The 15,970-nt window shown below is 63.2% G+C and carries 16 protein-coding genes and 1 pseudogene; 4 read left to right on the forward strand and 13 right to left on the reverse strand.

The genetic code is table 11. The annotated features are described in order from the left end of the window. The 13 genes and pseudogenes from HNR28_RS14370 to HNR28_RS14425 form a co-directional block, all read right to left on the reverse strand. A complete protein-coding gene (locus HNR28_RS14370; protein ID WP_043682747.1) occupies positions 1-1,026 on the reverse strand; it encodes a glycosyltransferase family 2 protein in 1,026 nt (341 codons plus the stop codon). Positions 1,027-1,082: 56 nt separating this feature from the next. Continuing rightward, complete coding sequence (locus HNR28_RS14375) at positions 1,083-2,216, reverse strand: glycosyltransferase family 2 protein (protein ID WP_151023994.1); 1,134 nt, start codon at positions 2,214-2,216, stop codon at positions 1,083-1,085. After that, positions 2,198-3,064, reverse strand: coding sequence for a glycosyltransferase family 2 protein (locus HNR28_RS14380; RefSeq protein ID WP_052355779.1), 867 nt, complete (start codon positions 3,062-3,064; stop codon positions 2,198-2,200). Before HNR28_RS14380 ends, HNR28_RS14375 begins: the two co-directional genes overlap by 19 nt. 51 nt (positions 3,065-3,115) lie before the next feature. Beyond that, a complete protein-coding gene (locus HNR28_RS14385) occupies positions 3,116-4,603 on the reverse strand; it encodes a glycosyltransferase family 2 protein (RefSeq protein ID WP_052355780.1) in 1,488 nt (495 codons plus the stop codon). Positions 4,604-4,633: 30 nt separating this feature from the next. Further along, positions 4,634-5,419 carry a cephalosporin hydroxylase family protein gene (locus HNR28_RS14390; protein WP_043682752.1) on the reverse strand — a complete coding sequence of 262 codons (786 nt, stop codon included), beginning with the start codon at positions 5,417-5,419 and terminating at the stop codon, positions 4,634-4,636. 22 nt (positions 5,420-5,441) lie between these two features. Next, the gene (locus HNR28_RS14395; RefSeq protein ID WP_043682755.1) at positions 5,442-6,257 is read right to left on the reverse strand and encodes an NAD-dependent epimerase/dehydratase family protein; all 816 of its coding nucleotides are present in this window, start codon (positions 6,255-6,257) and stop codon (positions 5,442-5,444) included. Continuing rightward, positions 6,254-6,742, reverse strand: coding sequence for an acyltransferase (locus HNR28_RS14400; protein ID WP_043682756.1), 489 nt, complete (start codon positions 6,740-6,742; stop codon positions 6,254-6,256). Before HNR28_RS14400 ends, HNR28_RS14395 begins: the two co-directional genes overlap by 4 nt. Beyond that, positions 6,739-7,962: a class I SAM-dependent methyltransferase gene (locus HNR28_RS14405; RefSeq protein WP_043682757.1), complete on the reverse strand. Its 1,224-nt coding sequence runs from the start codon at positions 7,960-7,962 to the stop codon at positions 6,739-6,741. The genes HNR28_RS14400 and HNR28_RS14405 overlap by 4 nt, the downstream gene beginning before the upstream one ends. After that, positions 7,959-8,525 (reverse strand): dTDP-4-dehydrorhamnose 3,5-epimerase family protein, encoded by a 567-nt coding sequence (locus tag HNR28_RS14410; RefSeq protein WP_043682758.1) that lies wholly within the window; start codon positions 8,523-8,525, stop codon positions 7,959-7,961. The genes HNR28_RS14405 and HNR28_RS14410 overlap by 4 nt, the downstream gene beginning before the upstream one ends. Beyond that, the gene (rfbG, locus tag HNR28_RS14415) at positions 8,522-9,616 is read right to left on the reverse strand and encodes a CDP-glucose 4,6-dehydratase (protein WP_242404175.1); all 1,095 of its coding nucleotides are present in this window, start codon (positions 9,614-9,616) and stop codon (positions 8,522-8,524) included. The genes HNR28_RS14410 and rfbG overlap by 4 nt, the downstream gene beginning before the upstream one ends. Next, positions 9,613-10,386, reverse strand: a complete 774-nt coding sequence (rfbF, locus tag HNR28_RS14420; RefSeq protein ID WP_043682760.1) for a glucose-1-phosphate cytidylyltransferase — start codon at positions 10,384-10,386, stop codon at positions 9,613-9,615. Before rfbF ends, rfbG begins: the two co-directional genes overlap by 4 nt. A gap of 241 nt (positions 10,387-10,627) precedes the next feature. After that, positions 10,628-10,792: pseudogene (locus tag HNR28_RS18870) on the reverse strand (IS3 family transposase); the annotation flags it as partial. Further along, on the reverse strand, positions 10,732-11,583 hold the full coding sequence (locus tag HNR28_RS14425) for a hypothetical protein (RefSeq protein WP_151023995.1): 852 nt from the start codon (positions 11,581-11,583) through the stop codon (positions 10,732-10,734). The pseudogene HNR28_RS18870 and the gene HNR28_RS14425, both read right to left, overlap by 61 nt. A gap of 342 nt (positions 11,584-11,925) precedes the next feature. Between HNR28_RS14425 and HNR28_RS14430 the strand changes: the two genes are divergently transcribed. The 4 genes from HNR28_RS14430 to HNR28_RS14445 all read left to right on the forward strand — a co-directional run bounded on the left by HNR28_RS14430 (position 11,926) and on the right by HNR28_RS14445 (position 15,908). Beyond that, positions 11,926-12,945: a DUF4351 domain-containing protein gene (locus HNR28_RS14430; protein WP_151023996.1), complete on the forward strand. Its 1,020-nt coding sequence runs from the start codon at positions 11,926-11,928 to the stop codon at positions 12,943-12,945. A 348-nt stretch (positions 12,946-13,293) separates the two neighbouring features. Next, positions 13,294-14,259: an LOG family protein gene (locus tag HNR28_RS14435; RefSeq protein ID WP_151023997.1), complete on the forward strand. Its 966-nt coding sequence runs from the start codon at positions 13,294-13,296 to the stop codon at positions 14,257-14,259. A gap of 249 nt (positions 14,260-14,508) precedes the next feature. Continuing rightward, positions 14,509-14,823 carry a MatE family transporter gene (locus HNR28_RS14440; protein WP_244978313.1) on the forward strand — a complete coding sequence of 105 codons (315 nt, stop codon included), beginning with the start codon at positions 14,509-14,511 and terminating at the stop codon, positions 14,821-14,823. Positions 14,824-15,047: 224 nt separating this feature from the next. Beyond that, entirely contained in the window at positions 15,048-15,908 is an 861-nt protein-coding gene (locus HNR28_RS14445) for a DNA glycosylase AlkZ-like family protein (RefSeq protein WP_151023998.1), read from the forward strand. The last annotated feature ends 62 nt before the right edge of the window (positions 15,909-15,970 follow it).

The following is a 15,970-nucleotide window of genomic DNA, read 5'->3' on the forward strand; positions in this document are numbered from 1 at the left end:
TCATTTTTGTGCTCTGCTCCGCAGCCTGTACGCCAACCCCTTCAGGCGATGCACCCTGAGCGCCCATCCGGCCACCAGGGAATATATTCTGCTGTTTCCGGTGGCGGCCGCCAGCAGCAGCGGATCGGGTCCCCACAGGCGCAGCATGCGGCGAAAGTCCTTCAACAGTGCCGATATTTCTTTCAGGTAATCCCCTTCCCTCGCCTTCGGGATGCGCGATCCGGTATTGATGACACCGAACAAGGTGGATCGTATGTAGCCATAGATCTTCGCCCCGTACCACCGTCGATAATCGGCTCGGTCCTTCAGCAAAGACTCGACGCAGCGGCATTCGCGGATGATGTTGAAATGACCGTCATGGGTCGTATGCAGGCTGGACCGGGGGTGCCTCCTGTAGTTATGTAAGACATCAGGTATGAAATAGAAGGTGCCGGCCTCGACCGCCGCGCGGATGCTCCACACCATGTCTTCGTAGAAGGTCTGACGGGGGAACAACAGCCCATGATCCCTGATGAAGCCCATTCTGTAGGCTTTGTTCCAGGGAACATGCAGATTCCTGATGGCGCCTTTCCTGACGGCCGGATCCGTCAGATCCACCCACCGATCGCCCAGATCGACATACCGGTTGGGAACATTGGGGATTTTCCTGCCATCCGGCCACACCTGCTGATGATTGAACATCAGGACATCCGGTTCCCATTCCTTCAGGCGGCTCACGATCGTCGGGATGGCTTGCGGCTCGAACCAGTCATCGCCGTCGAGAAACATGCAATATTCCCCGGAGGCATGTGCCAGCCCGATGTTTCTTGCCTCCCCGGGACCCAGGTTTTCGTGGTTCTCGACGACCCTGAACGCCGATCCGCATCCCGCTGCCATGCGATGGATCAGTTCCAGACTCCGGTCCGTCGAGCCATTGTCGACCACGATGATCTCGTGGTCCGCCCCGGCCAGGCACAGACAGCTCGACACCGCCTGCTCGATGTAGCGCTCGCCATTGAAAGAAACGATGATGATAGACAGCAGCATTGCAGCAATATACCCATCCGGAACGAAGCCGGTCTTCCGCCCGCTGGAACGCCGCGCTACGGCCGGACGAACTTCATTTTAAAATCGAACGCGATCTTCCCCATCCGTTTCATCCGGGCCGCCCACGCCGCCGCGCGGAAATAGACACCCCGGCGCCCCGTCATGGCGGCATAGAACAACAGATCGGGCTTCCATATCCCCAGCAAGGACCGGAATTCCCTCAGGAGGACCACCATGTCCCGGAGATAGGCCTCTTCCCTGGACTCCGGGATGCGGTATCTGGTATTGATCACGCCATACAGCGCCGATTGCGCATATCCATACAACGGCATGCCATACCAGCGGCGGTAATCATCATGCTCGCCCAGGAAGTCCTTGAGACGCCGGCACTCGTGGATCACCGCGAAATGGCCTTCGTTCCTGGTGTTGATGCTCGACTGCGGATGCTGCCTGTAGTTGTAGACGATGTCCGGCATGAAATGGAAGGAGCCCGCGCACACCATCGCCTTGATGCTCCACAGCAGGTCCTCATGATAGACGAGCCTGGGGAATTCGAGCCCGTGCTTTTCCACGAACCGCCTGCCATAGGCCTTGTTCCATGAGATGTGCAGGTTCCGGATGGCCCCCTTCCTGACGTCCGGATCGCTCAGGTCCGCGGCCTCGTCGCGCAGATCGACATACCGGTTCGGGATGTTCGGTATCCTTCTGCCATCCGCCAGGGCGCGCTGATGATTGAACATCAGCAGATCGGGGCGCCACTGGCGCAGGCGATCCATCACCCGCCGGATCGCTCCGGGCTCGAACCAGTCGTCGCCATCCAGGAACATGAAGTAGTCGCCGGACGCCTGGCGCATGCCGATGTTGCGCGCTTCCCCGGGCCCCACGTTCTCGTCGTTCGAGACGAGCCTGAGCGGCCATCCCCGCCCGTCCATCAATTCATGGACGACCTCGCCCGTGCGATCCGTCGACCGGTTGTGGACGACGAGCACCTCGCAATCGGGGTCATCGAAGCACGCGCAACTGGCGATCGCCTGCTCGATGTAGTCCTCGTTGTTGTATGCGACGACGATTATGGACAATAGCATTGCGGTAGCATCCTCGTGTGGCTGCGCGCCGGATGGTCGAAAAAATCGGGATGCCCGATGAGGAGAGCCTGGGCCTGCATGCCGGATCAGGAGCGGTTCATCCAATATTCCCTGTCATCCTGGGCATGCAGGGACTGGAGGGTATAACGATCCGCCAGAATGCCGATGACCAGGCTTTCGAGATGGCGCAGGATCCTGGCATCGCCGCGATACAGTTTCTGCAGATCGTCCAGGTAGTAGATCACGAGATCGTGGATCGTCAATACATCCCGGCTGCCCGTGATCCTTTGCGAATAGTCCACGGTACGGGCCTCGTCGAAGTATCTGCGAAAATAGATTTCATCCTCCAAGTAGCGCACTCCGCCATGCCAGAGAAGGCGACTCAGCATCACGTGATCCAGGCCTCTGACGTGCCTGAACTCCAGGTCGTCGAGGCAGTATCGCCGAAAGACGGAGTAAAACATCGTGCAGTTGGTCAGCAGTCTGACTGACTGCATATACCTTTCCACGCGCCTGCGGCTGAAATCGTAGATGGCGTCCGGCATGGGCACGGGCTCCGATTCGCCGACGAAACGGAATGGCCGGCCTGCTGCCAGGGCAACGCCGGGGTCTTCATCCAGACACCGCACGGATTTTTCCAACAGCGCAGGGGATATATGATCGTGCGCACCGAGCCACATGAAATACTCGCTCATGGAATTCCTGAGCAGGAACTCAGTGTTTTTCGCCGCGCCAATATTTTCCGCGTGCCGATACAGCACGAACCGCTCGTCGCCGGCGCAACGATCCTGGATCAGATCCCAGCTGCCATCCGATGAGTGATTGTCGCAAACCAGATACTTCACTTCACCATAGGTCTGTGCTTTCAGGGAATCCAGCATCCGGTCCAGGTATCCCGCCTCGTTGTATACGGGAACCCCCACGCAAAGTTTGCAGGCTCGATCGACTAGCATGCGCCCCCCCACTGACAAAATACGTCACTCATCTTCAACTCCATCATGCGTTCACTTTGACACCAGACCCGATTCCAGCAACGCGCGTCTGGCCTGGATGGCATCGACCCGCATTTCCTCCGGCGCATCAAAGGGGCGGCCATCGATCCAGAACAAAGGATCCTGACCCTCCGGCATTCGGCCGTTGCGCAGGCAACCGATGTGCCAGGCATTGAAAGACTCGGTATACGCCAAGCGCGAAGGCGGAAAGCGTCCTCCCCGGAAGCCGACGTCGTCCTGGGTAGTCGTCAGCGTCCCCTTGCGATAGGAAAGCAGAGAAAGCGGCTCACGGACCTGCAGGATCGACTGCGGACCGTAGACAAGCCGCAGCCGCCAGAAGAACTCGGCATCGGCGCCCATGCGCACTCCGCAGTCCCAGGCGCCGGTTTCCCGCAACACCCTGGCCCTCCGGAACAACAGGGAAGAATAGTTGAAGTGGACCGGGTCGGCGTGGCTGCTGGTATTGATCGAGCCATCATCATGAATACGCACGGCGCAGGACGTCGTGGCGATCAGATTTTCGTCGCGCAGCAGGGGCGCCATCTGGAATTCGAGCTTGAGGGGGTGTGACCAGTCATCCGAATCGAGACATGTCACGAATTCACCACGCGCATGACTCAAGCCGATGCTTTTAGCCAGATAAGTGCCGACATTGTGCCGCAACCGCACCATGCGCACGCGAGGATCCCGATCAGCCCATGCCTGTATCAAATCAGGTGTATCGTCGCCGCTGGCATCATCCACGACGATGACCTCCAGATCCTCGTAAGTCTGGCGCAGTGCGGACTCGATCGCAGCGGAAAGCCGGGTTCCCGCGTTGAAAGATGTCATCAAGACGGTGACGAGCGGTCCATGCCTGCCGGGCAGCGCGGCCGGGACCGCGACATTGCAAGGATTGAGCGGCAAAGAGGCATCCAGCGGTGCCAGGGGGGGCATGCCATAGGCGCCCAGCACGCGGCTGAGCAGATCGGCCTGCTGCGCCGGAGGGACGACGTCCAGCGCCATCCGATACAGGTAAAGCTCGGGATATCGGCCGGCCAGTCCCTCATCCAATGCCGCTTCCAACACGGCCCTGGCCTGGTCCATGCACCCCGCCCGCTGCAGCAGCAGTATGCGCAACGTCGGCGGCAGTTCGTGCAGCGAATCCCCGGCCAGAGCGAGAGATTCGCGAGGTAGATAAAACGAGAGGTGCTTGGCGATGGAGAGTCGCAGCGTCTTCGGAACATCGTCCCAGGGAACCGACGCCAGCAGTTCCATGACTCGCGCGTCCTGACCGCAGGCAGCCATCGAAATCACGGACGGCAGCAGATGACGCCCGATGTACTGTGGATCGGCGGACCGCAGCGGCAACGCGGCGACCGTCGCGTACATGCCCAGTCTGAAATAGGCCCAGGGTTGCCAGATGCCTGTTTCGTCGGTCGGTCCGGATCGGGTCAGCGCCAGCGCGCGCGCGAACTCATCACGATCCGCATAGTTTTGGGCACGAAGCGTCCCGGACATGTGTCACCCTCAAGATCAAGATACTCAGTTTCATATCCGTTTCAGGAACCCGTCGGGCGCCACCGTGATCTGCAGCTTGTCGTGCATGCCCCGGTCGATCTCGAACTCCGGGTGCCGCTCCAGATACGCACGCACCGCCGTTTTCGGATTGTTTCCCGGGTCCCACGGACGGTCCTCGAAAAAGCCCGGCGGCATGTCCTCCACGAAGGTATCGAACACCACGCAATAACTGCCTACGCTCACCAGCGGCGCGTACGCGTCCAGCTCGGCCAGCACGTGCTCGTGCGTGTGATTGCTGTCCAGGCACACCATCACCTTCGAATGGCCCGCCGCCAGGCCGCGCACGCGCTCGACCGTCTCGCCGGCAACGCTCGAGCCCTCGATCATGTGGATGCGGGAGGCCATCGGATGCCTTTCCATCGCGACGCGGTTGTGCGCCCGGATGTCGATATCGATGCCCAGCACCTTCCTTTTCGAGACTCGAGGATCGAACGACACGCCCGCCTCGATCGCATCGCACATGTCCAGCAGCGCCAGCATCGAGGCGCTCAACGCCAGCGACCCGCCATGGGCGATGCCTGTCTCGATGATCAGGTCCGGCCTGACCGCCCAGATCAACTCCTGCATCGCCACCATGTCCTGGGGATACTGAATGATGGGCCGGCCCATCCAATCGAAGTTGTAGACGTACTTGCGCGCCATGGACTCGCGCAGCCAATCCTGGGACAGGCGCTTGAAGTCCTCGTCCCGCCCGTACCGGACGATGCGCTCGGCCCGCTCCTGGTGGAACGCGGCGATGGGGTCTTGATTTGTCATGTGATGAACCAGTATGAGTGATTTATTGATCGAGGCATTTCCGGAATTCCTCCACCAGACCAGGCACCGTGGCGAGCACCGGAGCCGGCGCAAAACCGAACTCCTCCCGGATCCGGACGATGTCGATCGGCGCGAACCGGTATTCGCGCGCATCCGGCGCGCGCCCTACCTCGCAGCCCGTCACCCGCGCCAGCGTGTCGCACCAGTGCTCATGCGTGAGATTGATGCCGCTGGCGACGTTGTAGACTGGCGCCTCCCCGTGCAAGCCGATCCGCAGGATCAGTCCGACGGCGTCGCGCAACAGGATGTAGTCCTTCTCGGAACTCGGCGCGCTTCTGAGCGTGATGCGCCCCGAGAGCGCCTCTCGGATCAGTTCCGCATGGAAATTATGGCTATGCGGGTCAACACCCACGACGTTCGAAAGGCGCGCGACGCGGCAACGCGGCTTGCCCGAATGCAGACAGATCGCCTCTCCCGCCAGTTTCGACAGGTTGTAAAGATCGGAAGGATCGCCGGGATTGACGGCCAGGGGCGCATCCTCATGCGTACGGCCCGAGCCTGCGTACACGCGCGTCGAGGAAAGATAAAGCATCGACTGGAAGCGCTGGCGCTCCAGCAAATCCGCAAGCAGCGACACATGCGTCCGCACGGTATCGAATGGCCGGCTGCGGAAGTCGGCCGTCATGCCGATGCAGTAGAACACATGCCCCAGGTCCATGGCCGGGTCGGGACGCTCGTCTCTGCCGGGTGCATGAACCTCGTGGCCCGCATCAACCAGCGCCCGCGTCAGCGCCCGACCGATGAACCCGCTCGCACCGAACACCGTGCAGCGGCTCATGACCGGCTACCCAGCTGCCGCAAGGGATTGCCGCCATACACGCCATAGGCCTGCAGCTCCCCGCGCACGACACTGCCCGCAGCGATGACCGCGCCCCGACGCACGCACGCGCCATCGAGCAGCACGCAATTGGCCCCGATCCAGACATCGTCTTCGATCACGATGCCGCCCTTGCCGGGCCGGAATCCCTGGCTGCGGATCAGCCGATCGCGCGACCGGTATTCATGATTCACAGGCGCGAACGTGCAATTGGCCGCGATCGCCACGCTATCGCCGATGACGATCCCGTTGCCGGTGTAGAAGACGCATCCCGAGTTGATCACCACATCGGCGCCGACGACCATGTCGCCTGTGCCCCCCGCGGGCTTGACCTTCACGAAGGCATCGACCACCGAGCGCTCGCCGATGACGATCCGCGAGCCCCTGACGGAGTCCTCAATGTCGGCCAGGGCAGACACGACCGCGGATGGGGCCACATCGATCATGCGACCTCCAGCCGCGGCACCGCGGTCACGAACTTCGTCCCCAGCTCGGCCAGATGCCTGTTCTGCTCCCTGACTTCGGCCGCAATGTTCCACGGCAGGATCAGCACGTAGTCCGTCCGCCGCTCGGCCAGCGCCTGCGGCGCCAGGATCGGAATATGGCTGCCCGGCAGGTACTTGCCCTGCTTGGCGGGCGCCGCATCGCACACGAACGGCAACAGATCGGGTTTCACGCCCGCGTAATTCAGCAAGGTATTGCCCTTGGCCGCAGCGCCATAGGCCGCCACGGTCTTGCCCAGGCGCTTTTGCTCCAGCAGGAAACCCAGCAGTGCATCTTTGACCTGGTCGGCGCGCGCCTGAAAGGCCTGGTAGGTGCTCAGATCCAGCAAGCCGCCTTCGACTTCCAGGCGCAATATACGTTCGACTTCGGGCTGTGCCGCAAACGCCGCAGCCGCATGGCAGCCGTAGACCCGCACGCTGCCGCCGTGCGTGGGCAGTTCCTCGACATCGTAGATTCGCAAGCCGGCCGCCTCGAAGATCCGTTGCGCCGCGTGGATGGACAGGTACGAGAAATGCTCGTGATACACCGTATCGAACTGCGCATGCTCGATCAAACGCAGCAAGTGCGGGAACTCAAGCGTGATCGTGCCCCCGGGCTTGAGCGCCGCCGCCAGACCGCGCGTGAAATCATTGATGTCGGGCACGTGCGCGTAGACGTTGTTGCCCGCGATCAAGTCGGCCTGGCGGTCTTCGCCGGCCAGCCGGTGGCCCAGCGCCTCGCCAAAGAACTCGCGCAGCACCGGTACGCCGATGGCCTCGGCCGCCGCCGCCGTGCCAGCCGTGGGTTCGATGCCCAGGCACGGAATGCCGGCGGCGACGAAATTCCTCAGGAGGTAGCCATCATTGGAGGCGACCTCGATCACGAAGCTCTGATTGTCCAGGCCCAGACGTCGGGTGATCGCCTGCGCGTACCGCTGCGCATGGGCGAGCCATCCTCTGGAAGTGCTGGAAAAATAGGCATAGTCCGGACTGAACAATTCGTCCGCGCGCGCGTAGTCTTCAGTCTGCACCAGCCAGCACTGATCGCAGACGCGGATCTTCAGCGGAAACCAGATTTCGGGCCGGTTCAGATCCTCGGCCTTCAGGTAGGCGTTGGAAGGCGGCGCAAAGCCCAGATCCAGGAAGGTATGGCGCAGGAGCGCGCCGCAATGGCGGCAATTCATGAATTCAAGTCCAATCCGGTGAACTCCGGTGCTATCCCGGGATGATGGCGGTCGCGCTCGGATTGCAGCGCGATCGGCAGAGGCCATTCGATCCCCAGCGCCGGGTCGGTGGCCGACAGTCCGTCCTCGGCCTGAGCGGCGTAGGGCTCGGTGTGCAGGTACAGCAGTTCGCAATCGTCGGTGAGCGCCTGAAAGCCGTGCGCCAGGCCCTCGGGAATCAACAGCGCATTGCCATTGTCGGCGGACAATTCCACGGCGCGCCATTGCAGGAAGGTGGACGATCCGGCTCGCAGATCCAGGCCCACGTCCCACACCGCGCCGCGCAGGCACGTCACGAGCTTCATCTCGGCGTGCGGCGGATGCTGGAAGTGCATGCCTCGCACCGTGCCCCGCGCTTGAGTCCAGGTGTGGTTGATCTGGGCCACGGGCTTGCGCCAGCCGGCGGGCGCCAGTTCTTCGGCGCAAAAGAGCCGCGACAGGAATCCCCGCTCATCGCCCAGGCGCTGGCGCCGCACGACGCGCAGACCCTCGATGCCGGTTTCCGTGATGGTGAAGCGGCTCATGATGCCGTGCCTGCCGCCTCGAAGGCCTGGATATCGGCCTCGCACAGGGCTCTGGCATCCGCGCCCTCGCATTGGCGGCGATACCAGGTCATCGTGCGGCTTACCGATTCCTGCAGGCCCCAACGCGGCCGCACCCCCAGCTCCGTGCGGGCACGGGCGACTTCCAGCGCCAGCCAGCCGGCCTCGTGCGGTCCCTCGGCCCCATCGCCCCATTGGACGTCGCCACCGCCATAGGCCAGCCGCGCCTGGCCGATCACCTGTCGCACCGTGGCAGCCTCGTGGGTATGCGGACCGAAGTTGTAGGCACCGGCCAATGCCGGCTGCCCATGCAGGATCTCGGCCAGCCGCAGGTAGGCTGCCACTGGCTCCAGCACGTGCTGCCAGGGCCGGGTCGCCTGCGGACGGCGGACCGGCAGCGCCTGGCCGGCCCGCCAGCAGCGCACCGCATCGGGAATCAGGCGGTCGGCCGCCCAGTCGCCTCCGCCGATCACATTGCCCGCCCGCGCCGAGGCCACCGCCACGCCCTGGGAGGACAGCCAGGCATCGCGGTAACTGGCGATCACCATCTCGCTGGCCGCCTTGCTGGCGCTGTAGGGATCATGCCCGCCCAGCGCATCGTTCTCGCGGTAGGGATACGGCTGCTCCAGATTGCGGTAGACCTTGTCGGTGGTCACCATCACGGCGGCCCGCACGCTCTCCAGGCCGCGCAGCGCATCGAGCACGTGGACGGTGCCCATGACGTTGGTGGCATAGGTCGCCGGCGGATCCTCGTAGCCGGCGCGCACCAGCGCCTGCGCGGCCAGGTGAAAGACGATTTCGGGTTCGGATCGACGCACCCGATCCTTCACGGCCCGCCCATCGCGGATGTCGATGAAATGGCTGTCGCACAGCTCGCCCACGCGCGCCAACGTGTACAGATTCGGCGCGCCGGCCGGCGGCAGCGCGATACCCGTCACCCGCGCGCCCAGCCGGTGCAGCCACAGCGCCAGCCAACCGCCCTTGAACCCCGTGTGGCCGGTCAGCAGCACCCGCCGGCCCCGCCAGAAGGCAGGATCGGGATTGACCGGGGTGGAGCCGTCCGTGCGCATCATGCCCAGGTCTTCCACGGCGCCTGGCCCGACACCCACAGGTCCTCCAGCAGGTTCTTTTCCCGCAAGGTATCCATGGGTTGCCAGAAGCCGCTGTGCTCGAAGGCCATCAGCTGGCCGTCGCGCGCCAGCGAGGTCAGCGGTTCGCCCTCCCAGCTGGTCTGGTCGCCCGCGATCCGATCCAGGCATGCGGGCGAGAGCACGAAAAAGCCGCCATTGATCAGTCCGCCGTCGCCCCGCGGCTTCTCGGTGAAGCCCGCCACCCGGTCGCCATCGCGTTCGAGTGCCCCGTAGCGCCCCGGCGGCTGCACCGCCGTCACCGTCGCCAGGCGGCCATGCTGCCGGTGAAACCGGACCGAAGCACCGATATCCACGTCGCTGACGCCGTCCCCATAGGTGAAGCAGAAGGCATCCTCGTCTTTCAGGTAGTCGCCCACCCGCTTCAGGCGCCCGCCCGTCAGAGTCGTCTCGCCCGTATCCACCAGCGTCACCCGCCAGGGCTCGGCATGCCGCTGGTGCACTTCCATGCGGTTGGTGCTCATGTCGAAAGTCACGTCCGACATGTGCAGGAAGTAGTTGGCGAAGTACTCCTTGATCACGTAGCCCTTGTAGCCGCAGCAGATCACGAAGTCCTGGATGCCATGATGCGAGTACATCTTCAGGATGTGCCACAGGATGGGCTTGCCCCCGATCTCCACCATCGGCTTGGGCTTGAGGTGCGTTTCCTCGGAGATGCGGGTGCCCAGCCCACCGGCCAGGATGACTGCTTTCACGGCTGATTCCTTTCGATCTTACAGTGACTTAGCGTATCTGTAACCTGCGCTGGGGGCCGTAGCGCTGCACAGGGCGTCCCCAGGCTACTTAGTTGAAGTATATGAGCCGAACAGGTGGGGGAATTGGGGGAATAGATGGGGAAAGAGGGATCGGGGATGGGCTTTGTTGTTTGTTGCTATTTGAGGACTTATCAGCCAGCACCCACGCCCTGTATTGACCCAGCGGAACCTGCACGGTTCACTCCGACGGCGCCTGGTCGACTCTGCCGAACCGGTGTTCCAACGCCGCTAGCATCACATCGCGTGCCATATCGTCGCTGCGGCCGGCGGTAGTCACCGCCCAGCTCATGGCCTCGCGGCCGCAGCATTTTGTAGCGCGCTCCACAACAAACCACTGACCTCCATCGATACCCCCTCAATTGGCTCTATATAAATTTTTCCGCTTTCAGGATTAAAAAGAATAACGTGGCGGTCTGTAGAGGTAATGTGCCGCCCTTTGACCACCAGGGCTTTACCTTTCCACAGTGACAAGCAAGGGGTGATAGTGATTTTCTTTGCTGTTGTTTTGGAATCCAATTTTTTAGGCGGCTCGATGCGCTCCGCCCGAGAAGCTAGCGGAGCGCAAGATTCAGAATTAACAATCCACTTATGGAACTGAGCCTTTGCTGCGCCATGACCAATGACTGGCACTATCGAGAACGAGAGTGCCGTAACAGCTAAAATCAATATGACCACCCACGGAATAGCTGAGAAAAATATTGCCGGTATTAGACAGCATCTTTCTCTTTTAACCCATTGATAAAACTGGTTAATTAACTGACATCCGCGACTCCCCTTGAACGCGGGCAGCTTGTCAGCGATGTTTTTTTGCCATGCGTTCCTGACTAATGCGGTCCTTGCCAAGAACATAACAATGGTTAAGCTGAAGCCCAAGGCCGTAAGATAACGTACTAAATGCACGAATCCATCGAAGGTCCAGAAATTTACTGACATATCCATCAATCCGGCAATGGCATGTCCTGAAAGGTGGAGAAGGCCAAGGGGAGAGGAATAGGTTAGTTCTCGTGGAACGCCGAACATGGTTTCTATGGCCCCAGCGGCCCCATACCCTAGAAGGGAGAGAAAAATTGTTCCGACAAGTACCAATATCGGTATGATCACAATGATTTTTTCTGATGTGCGATAGGTTTTTTTCAAAACTTCATCCTCGAGTTCTGCTTTTCCGGAGGACCGGCTTTCGAGGCATCATATTACCGCAACCACCAGCATCAAACCGTAGCTTAGTCAGCCTTAAATAAATCGGTTTTCTTCTAAAACCCACGCGACTGTTATGCAGCGCTGGGGCGTGGATTGCCGGTATCACTCACCATGAGGAGCAGCAGTTGGTCGTAAGAATTATGTACATGTGCACACCCAAAGCGGGCATTTTTATCCGTCCGTACATCCCCGCCTGGCCGAGCAGGCTGCACATGCCCAGAATGAGGGCTTCCAGAATCAGGGCCGGCGACTCCTTTTCGCCGGCCGGCCAGAAAGCCCTCCATGCCTGCCCGCAACACTACGCAACCTGCCTCTGCAGTCGTCGACGACCACGACAGTCCCTGGAAAGAGGCGCTGGAGTTGTATTTCTCTGAAGCCCTGGCCTTACTGGCCCCGGCGCTGCACACGGAAATCGACCCCGCCGCTGCCCCCGACTTCCTGGACAAGGAACTGCAGGCCATCGTCTTGCCGGGCAAGAAAGGCCGCCGCTTCGTCGACAAACTGGTGCAGGTGCGCCTGCGCGGCGGCAGCGATGCCTGGCTGCTGATCCATGTCGAAGTCGAACGGCGCCTGCGCGGCCGCCAGGCCCTGACCCTGTTTTCCTGGCGCATGTACGAATACCGCCACCGCATCCAGACCCGCCTGATGCGCCAGCGCGGCCAAACCCTGCCGCCGCAGGTCTACAGCCTGGGCATTTTGCTGAACAACCCCGGCGTAGGCGACCAGTTGGTCTACACCGACGAGCACCGGGGCCAAGGAGTGCGATTCACCTTTCCTGTCGTAGAATTGGAATCATGGCGCCCCCGCTGGGATGAACTGGAATTCCTGGCACCCGGCAACCCGTTTGCGGTGGTGGTCATGGCGCAGCTGCTGGCCAACCGCTACCGGGACAAGCGCACGCGGCTGGGGCCGAAGTTCGATCTGGCGCGCAGCCTGCGGCGATACGGCTATGCGCCAGAAACCGCCAGCCAGATCTACCGGCTGATCGAATGGATGATCACGCTGCCCAAGGACCTGGAACCGGAATACCTGCGGGCGGTCAGTGCCCTGTCGGAGGAAAGCAAGATGACGTACGTGACACTGATCGAGCGCGAAGGCATCAAACGAGGCCGTGTCGAGGGTCGTGCCGAGGGCCGCGCCGAAGGCCAGGCCGATCTGCTGCTGCGCCAGATCCAGCGCCGTTTCGGCGCAGTGGACGAGGCCACCGCCCAGCGCATTCGCAGCGCCCAGGCGCAAGAGCTGGAAACCTGGTCGCTGAACATCCTGGACGCGGAAACCCTGGAAGGCGTGTTTCGGGACTAGTCGCGCTCTTCCTGTCGCTCCACGCATGCGCCGCGGCGGGTCCTGCTCGACGAGGTCTTCGCCTGCATCGACGCCGCCGCCCGCCATCATGGCTGGGCGCTGATCCGCGAATTCGACCGCAACCGTGCTGCTCGAAGACCTGTGCATTCCCAGCGTGGAAGAAAACTGATCGGATTGCCCGGAAAGGCCCGCATCCCCCCCCACACCTCGACTTGCCATCGCCAGAACACCGCCATCCGCGGCGTCCGGTGTATTCTCCCCCTACCGCGGCGGCATCGCCGAACGACGCCCCGCGCTTCGACGCGCAACCCGCCGCCGCATCCCTTTCGCACATCCCGGATGGACGACATGAACGACTCGTTCTTCATCAGGCGCCCGCCGCCGCCCCCCGAGAACGCTCCCGAGAGCGCCGCCGAACCGCAAGCCGGCTGCCCCGGCGGGCCCGCCACGAACCCTCCCCTGCCCGAGGCCGAGCGCCTGCGCGCCATCGTCGAATCGCCCACGTACCGCCTGGCGTACGAGGACCTGGACCTGCTCACCCAGAAGGACCTGCGCCCGCTGCGCCTGCAGCTCGAACTGCTCAAGCCCGAGCGCGTGCTGTATGAGCAGGGCGTGCACTCGACCGTGGTGGTGTTCGGCAGCGCGCGCGTGCGCGATGCCGCCACCGCGCGCGACCGGCTCGCCGCGCTGGAACGGCAGGCGGATTCCGCAGCGGCGGATCCCGTGCTCGAACGGCAGCTGGCCCAGGCCCGCCGCCGGGTCGAACAGGCGCGATACTACGAGGAGGCGCAGCGTTTCGCGCGGCTGATCTCGGCGCGCTTCCAGCAGGAAAGGCGATGCGATTTCGTCGTCGTCACCGGCGGCGGGCCGGGCATCATGGAAGCCGCCAACCGCGGCGCGTTCGAGGCCGGCGCGCGCTCGATCGGGCTCAACATCACCCTGCCGCACGAGCAGGCCCCCAACCCCTACATCACGCCGGCACTGGCATTCCGTTTCCACTACTTCGCGATGCGCAAGATGCATTTCCTGATGCATGCGCTCGCCCTGGTGTCCTTTCCGGGCGGCTACGGCACCCTGGACGAACTGTTCGAGGTGCTGACCCTGATCCAGACCGGCAAGATGCCCCGCATCCCGGTGGTGCTCGTCGGCCGCACGTTCTGGCGCCGCGTCGTCGATTTCGACTACCTGATCGACGAGGGCTACATCGCGGCCGAGGACATCGACCTGTTCCAGTACGCGGACGACGCCGAGGAGATCATGGCGGCCCTGGAAGGCTTCTACGCAGGCACCCCGCGCAAAGGCGCGGGAGAATGAATCCGCCGGCACCCCGCCTGCGAGCCTGATCGCTGCGAGCGTGATCACGTCCGTACGCCCAGGGACTGCCACGAGCCGCCTCGGCTGGCCTTCGACCCCGGCTGGCCTTCGATCATCCTCCGTCTGAAGCGGCAGTCCCCAGGCATGCAATTTGCTGCCCCGTTGCCCCATGCACATCGCAACGAACCGCCGAATGGCCTCCCGCTTCCCAGGCCGGGACCATTCCGAACGGTTCCGACGGAGGCCAAGATGGTGACGGACAAGGACCTGGCGCGCGCCCGGCAGGACAAGGATTTCGACGAAACGGCCAGTCTCGTGAAAACAGGCGCGACGCAACCGGCGCTGGGGCCCAGCGACTCCAGCGACTCGGGCAACGACCTGCCCGCCGACATGCCGGACACGGACAGCGACCGGCACAACACGGGCGAGCGCCCGCAGGTCGAAAACACTGGCGACGAGCCGCTGGAAGACGACATCGAACCCGACAGGATCGTGCCGGACGAGGAGGCCGGGCTGGCCCGTACGCCGCCGGATCCGGTGCGCAACGGCGGGAGGACGGATTAACGGCGGACGCCGGGGGGCAGCGGCGCGCGGCCCCTTCCCCCCGGGCGAGGCCATGGCGGTCAGCCCGGCAGGACGGAAAATCACGGCTGACGGAGAATCACAGGTGGCCGCGGGCGGCCACATGAGCGATCGCGGGCGGCCCGGGGCCGCGGGAACCTGCCGGGCCGGAGCGAAAACACGCCTATCATGGCATACGGCATGGAACACTCTCGCCCGCCCCCCGTATGGATGACCAACCCCTGACCCTCGACCAGGCTCGCAGGCTCCAGCTCGCCGCCCAGGGCCTGCTGACCACGCCGCGCCGCAAAGCCACTCCCGCGGACCTGCGCCAGTGCATCGCGCGCATGCAGCTGCTGCAGATCGATACCATCCACGTGGTGGCGCGCAGCCCGTACCTGGTCCTGTTTTCCCGCCTGGGCCACTATCCGCCGGCATGGCTGGACGCGGCCTTGGCACAGGGCGAGGTCTTTGAAACCTGGGCGCACGAGGCCTGTTTCGCCCCCATGGCCGACGTGGGCCTGCATCGCAGCTACAACCAACAGGCGCGCGTTCACTGGGGCCTGAAGCGCGCACGGGAAAACGTCGCCAGCCACCGGGCCCAGCTGGACGCGCTGCTGGCCCACATCGACGCCCACGGCCCGGTCAAATCGGCCCACTTCAAGCGCACGGACGGGCAAGGCGGCGGCTGGTGGGGCTGGAAGGACGAAAAACGCTGGCTCGAAACCCTGTTCGCCACGGGCGCCCTCATGGTGGCCCGGCGGGACAAGTTCCAGCGCGTCTACGACCTCGCCCATCGCGTCTGCCCCGCACTGGCGGACGCGCCCTTGCCCGATGCCGCCGAAGTGCATGCGCAATTCGTCGAGAAGGCCGTCCTTGCCCTGGGCATCACCCAGGCCCGCTGGATCCACGACTACTTCCGCCAGAAACCCCGGCTGAAGGATCCCGACCTGGACGCGCTGGTCGCCCGGGGCGTGCTGCGGCGGGTGGACGTGCGCGGTTGGTCCAGCCCTGGCTACGTGCACCGGCGGCACGCCGACCTGCTGCAAAAGGCCCTAGCCCGAAGATTTCTTCAGCAAACCTGCTGAAGCGATTTTTGGGTGCGCAGGCTGCCCCGGCGATGAAGCAGTAGGGATCAGCGGTGTGTGGA

The organism is Castellaniella defragrans (assembly GCF_014203015.1).
Lineage (GTDB): Bacteria > Pseudomonadota > Gammaproteobacteria > Burkholderiales > Burkholderiaceae_B > Castellaniella > Castellaniella defragrans.

Excerpts from the sequence above, each read along its gene's own strand:
- HNR28_RS14370 (WP_043682747.1), bottom strand. The coding sequence starts at position 1,026 with ATGCTGCTGTCTATCATCATCGTTTCTTTCAATGGCGAGCGCTACATC.
- HNR28_RS14435 (WP_151023997.1), top strand. The coding sequence starts at position 13,294 with ATGAACGACTCGTTCTTCATCAGGCGCCCGCCGCCGCCCCCCGAGAAC.
- HNR28_RS14405 (WP_043682757.1), bottom strand. The coding sequence starts at position 7,962 with ATGAATTGCCGCCATTGCGGCGCGCTCCTGCGCCATACCTTCCTGGAT.
- rfbG (WP_242404175.1), bottom strand. The coding sequence starts at position 9,616 with ATGATGCGCACGGACGGCTCCACCCCGGTCAATCCCGATCCTGCCTTC.
- HNR28_RS14385 (WP_052355780.1), bottom strand. The coding sequence starts at position 4,603 with ATGTCCGGGACGCTTCGTGCCCAAAACTATGCGGATCGTGATGAGTTC.
- HNR28_RS14410 (WP_043682758.1), bottom strand. The coding sequence starts at position 8,525 with ATGAGCCGCTTCACCATCACGGAAACCGGCATCGAGGGTCTGCGCGTC.
- HNR28_RS14400 (WP_043682756.1), bottom strand. The coding sequence starts at position 6,742 with ATGATCGATGTGGCCCCATCCGCGGTCGTGTCTGCCCTGGCCGACATT.
- HNR28_RS14440 (WP_244978313.1), top strand. The coding sequence starts at position 14,509 with ATGGTGACGGACAAGGACCTGGCGCGCGCCCGGCAGGACAAGGATTTC.
- HNR28_RS14390 (WP_043682752.1), bottom strand. The coding sequence starts at position 5,419 with ATGACAAATCAAGACCCCATCGCCGCGTTCCACCAGGAGCGGGCCGAG.
- HNR28_RS14395 (WP_043682755.1), bottom strand. The coding sequence starts at position 6,257 with ATGAGCCGCTGCACGGTGTTCGGTGCGAGCGGGTTCATCGGTCGGGCG.
- HNR28_RS14445 (WP_151023998.1), top strand. The coding sequence starts at position 15,048 with ATGGATGACCAACCCCTGACCCTCGACCAGGCTCGCAGGCTCCAGCTC.
- HNR28_RS14430 (WP_151023996.1), top strand. The coding sequence starts at position 11,926 with ATGCCTGCCCGCAACACTACGCAACCTGCCTCTGCAGTCGTCGACGAC.
- HNR28_RS14380 (WP_052355779.1), bottom strand. The coding sequence starts at position 3,064 with ATGCTAGTCGATCGAGCCTGCAAACTTTGCGTGGGGGTTCCCGTATAC.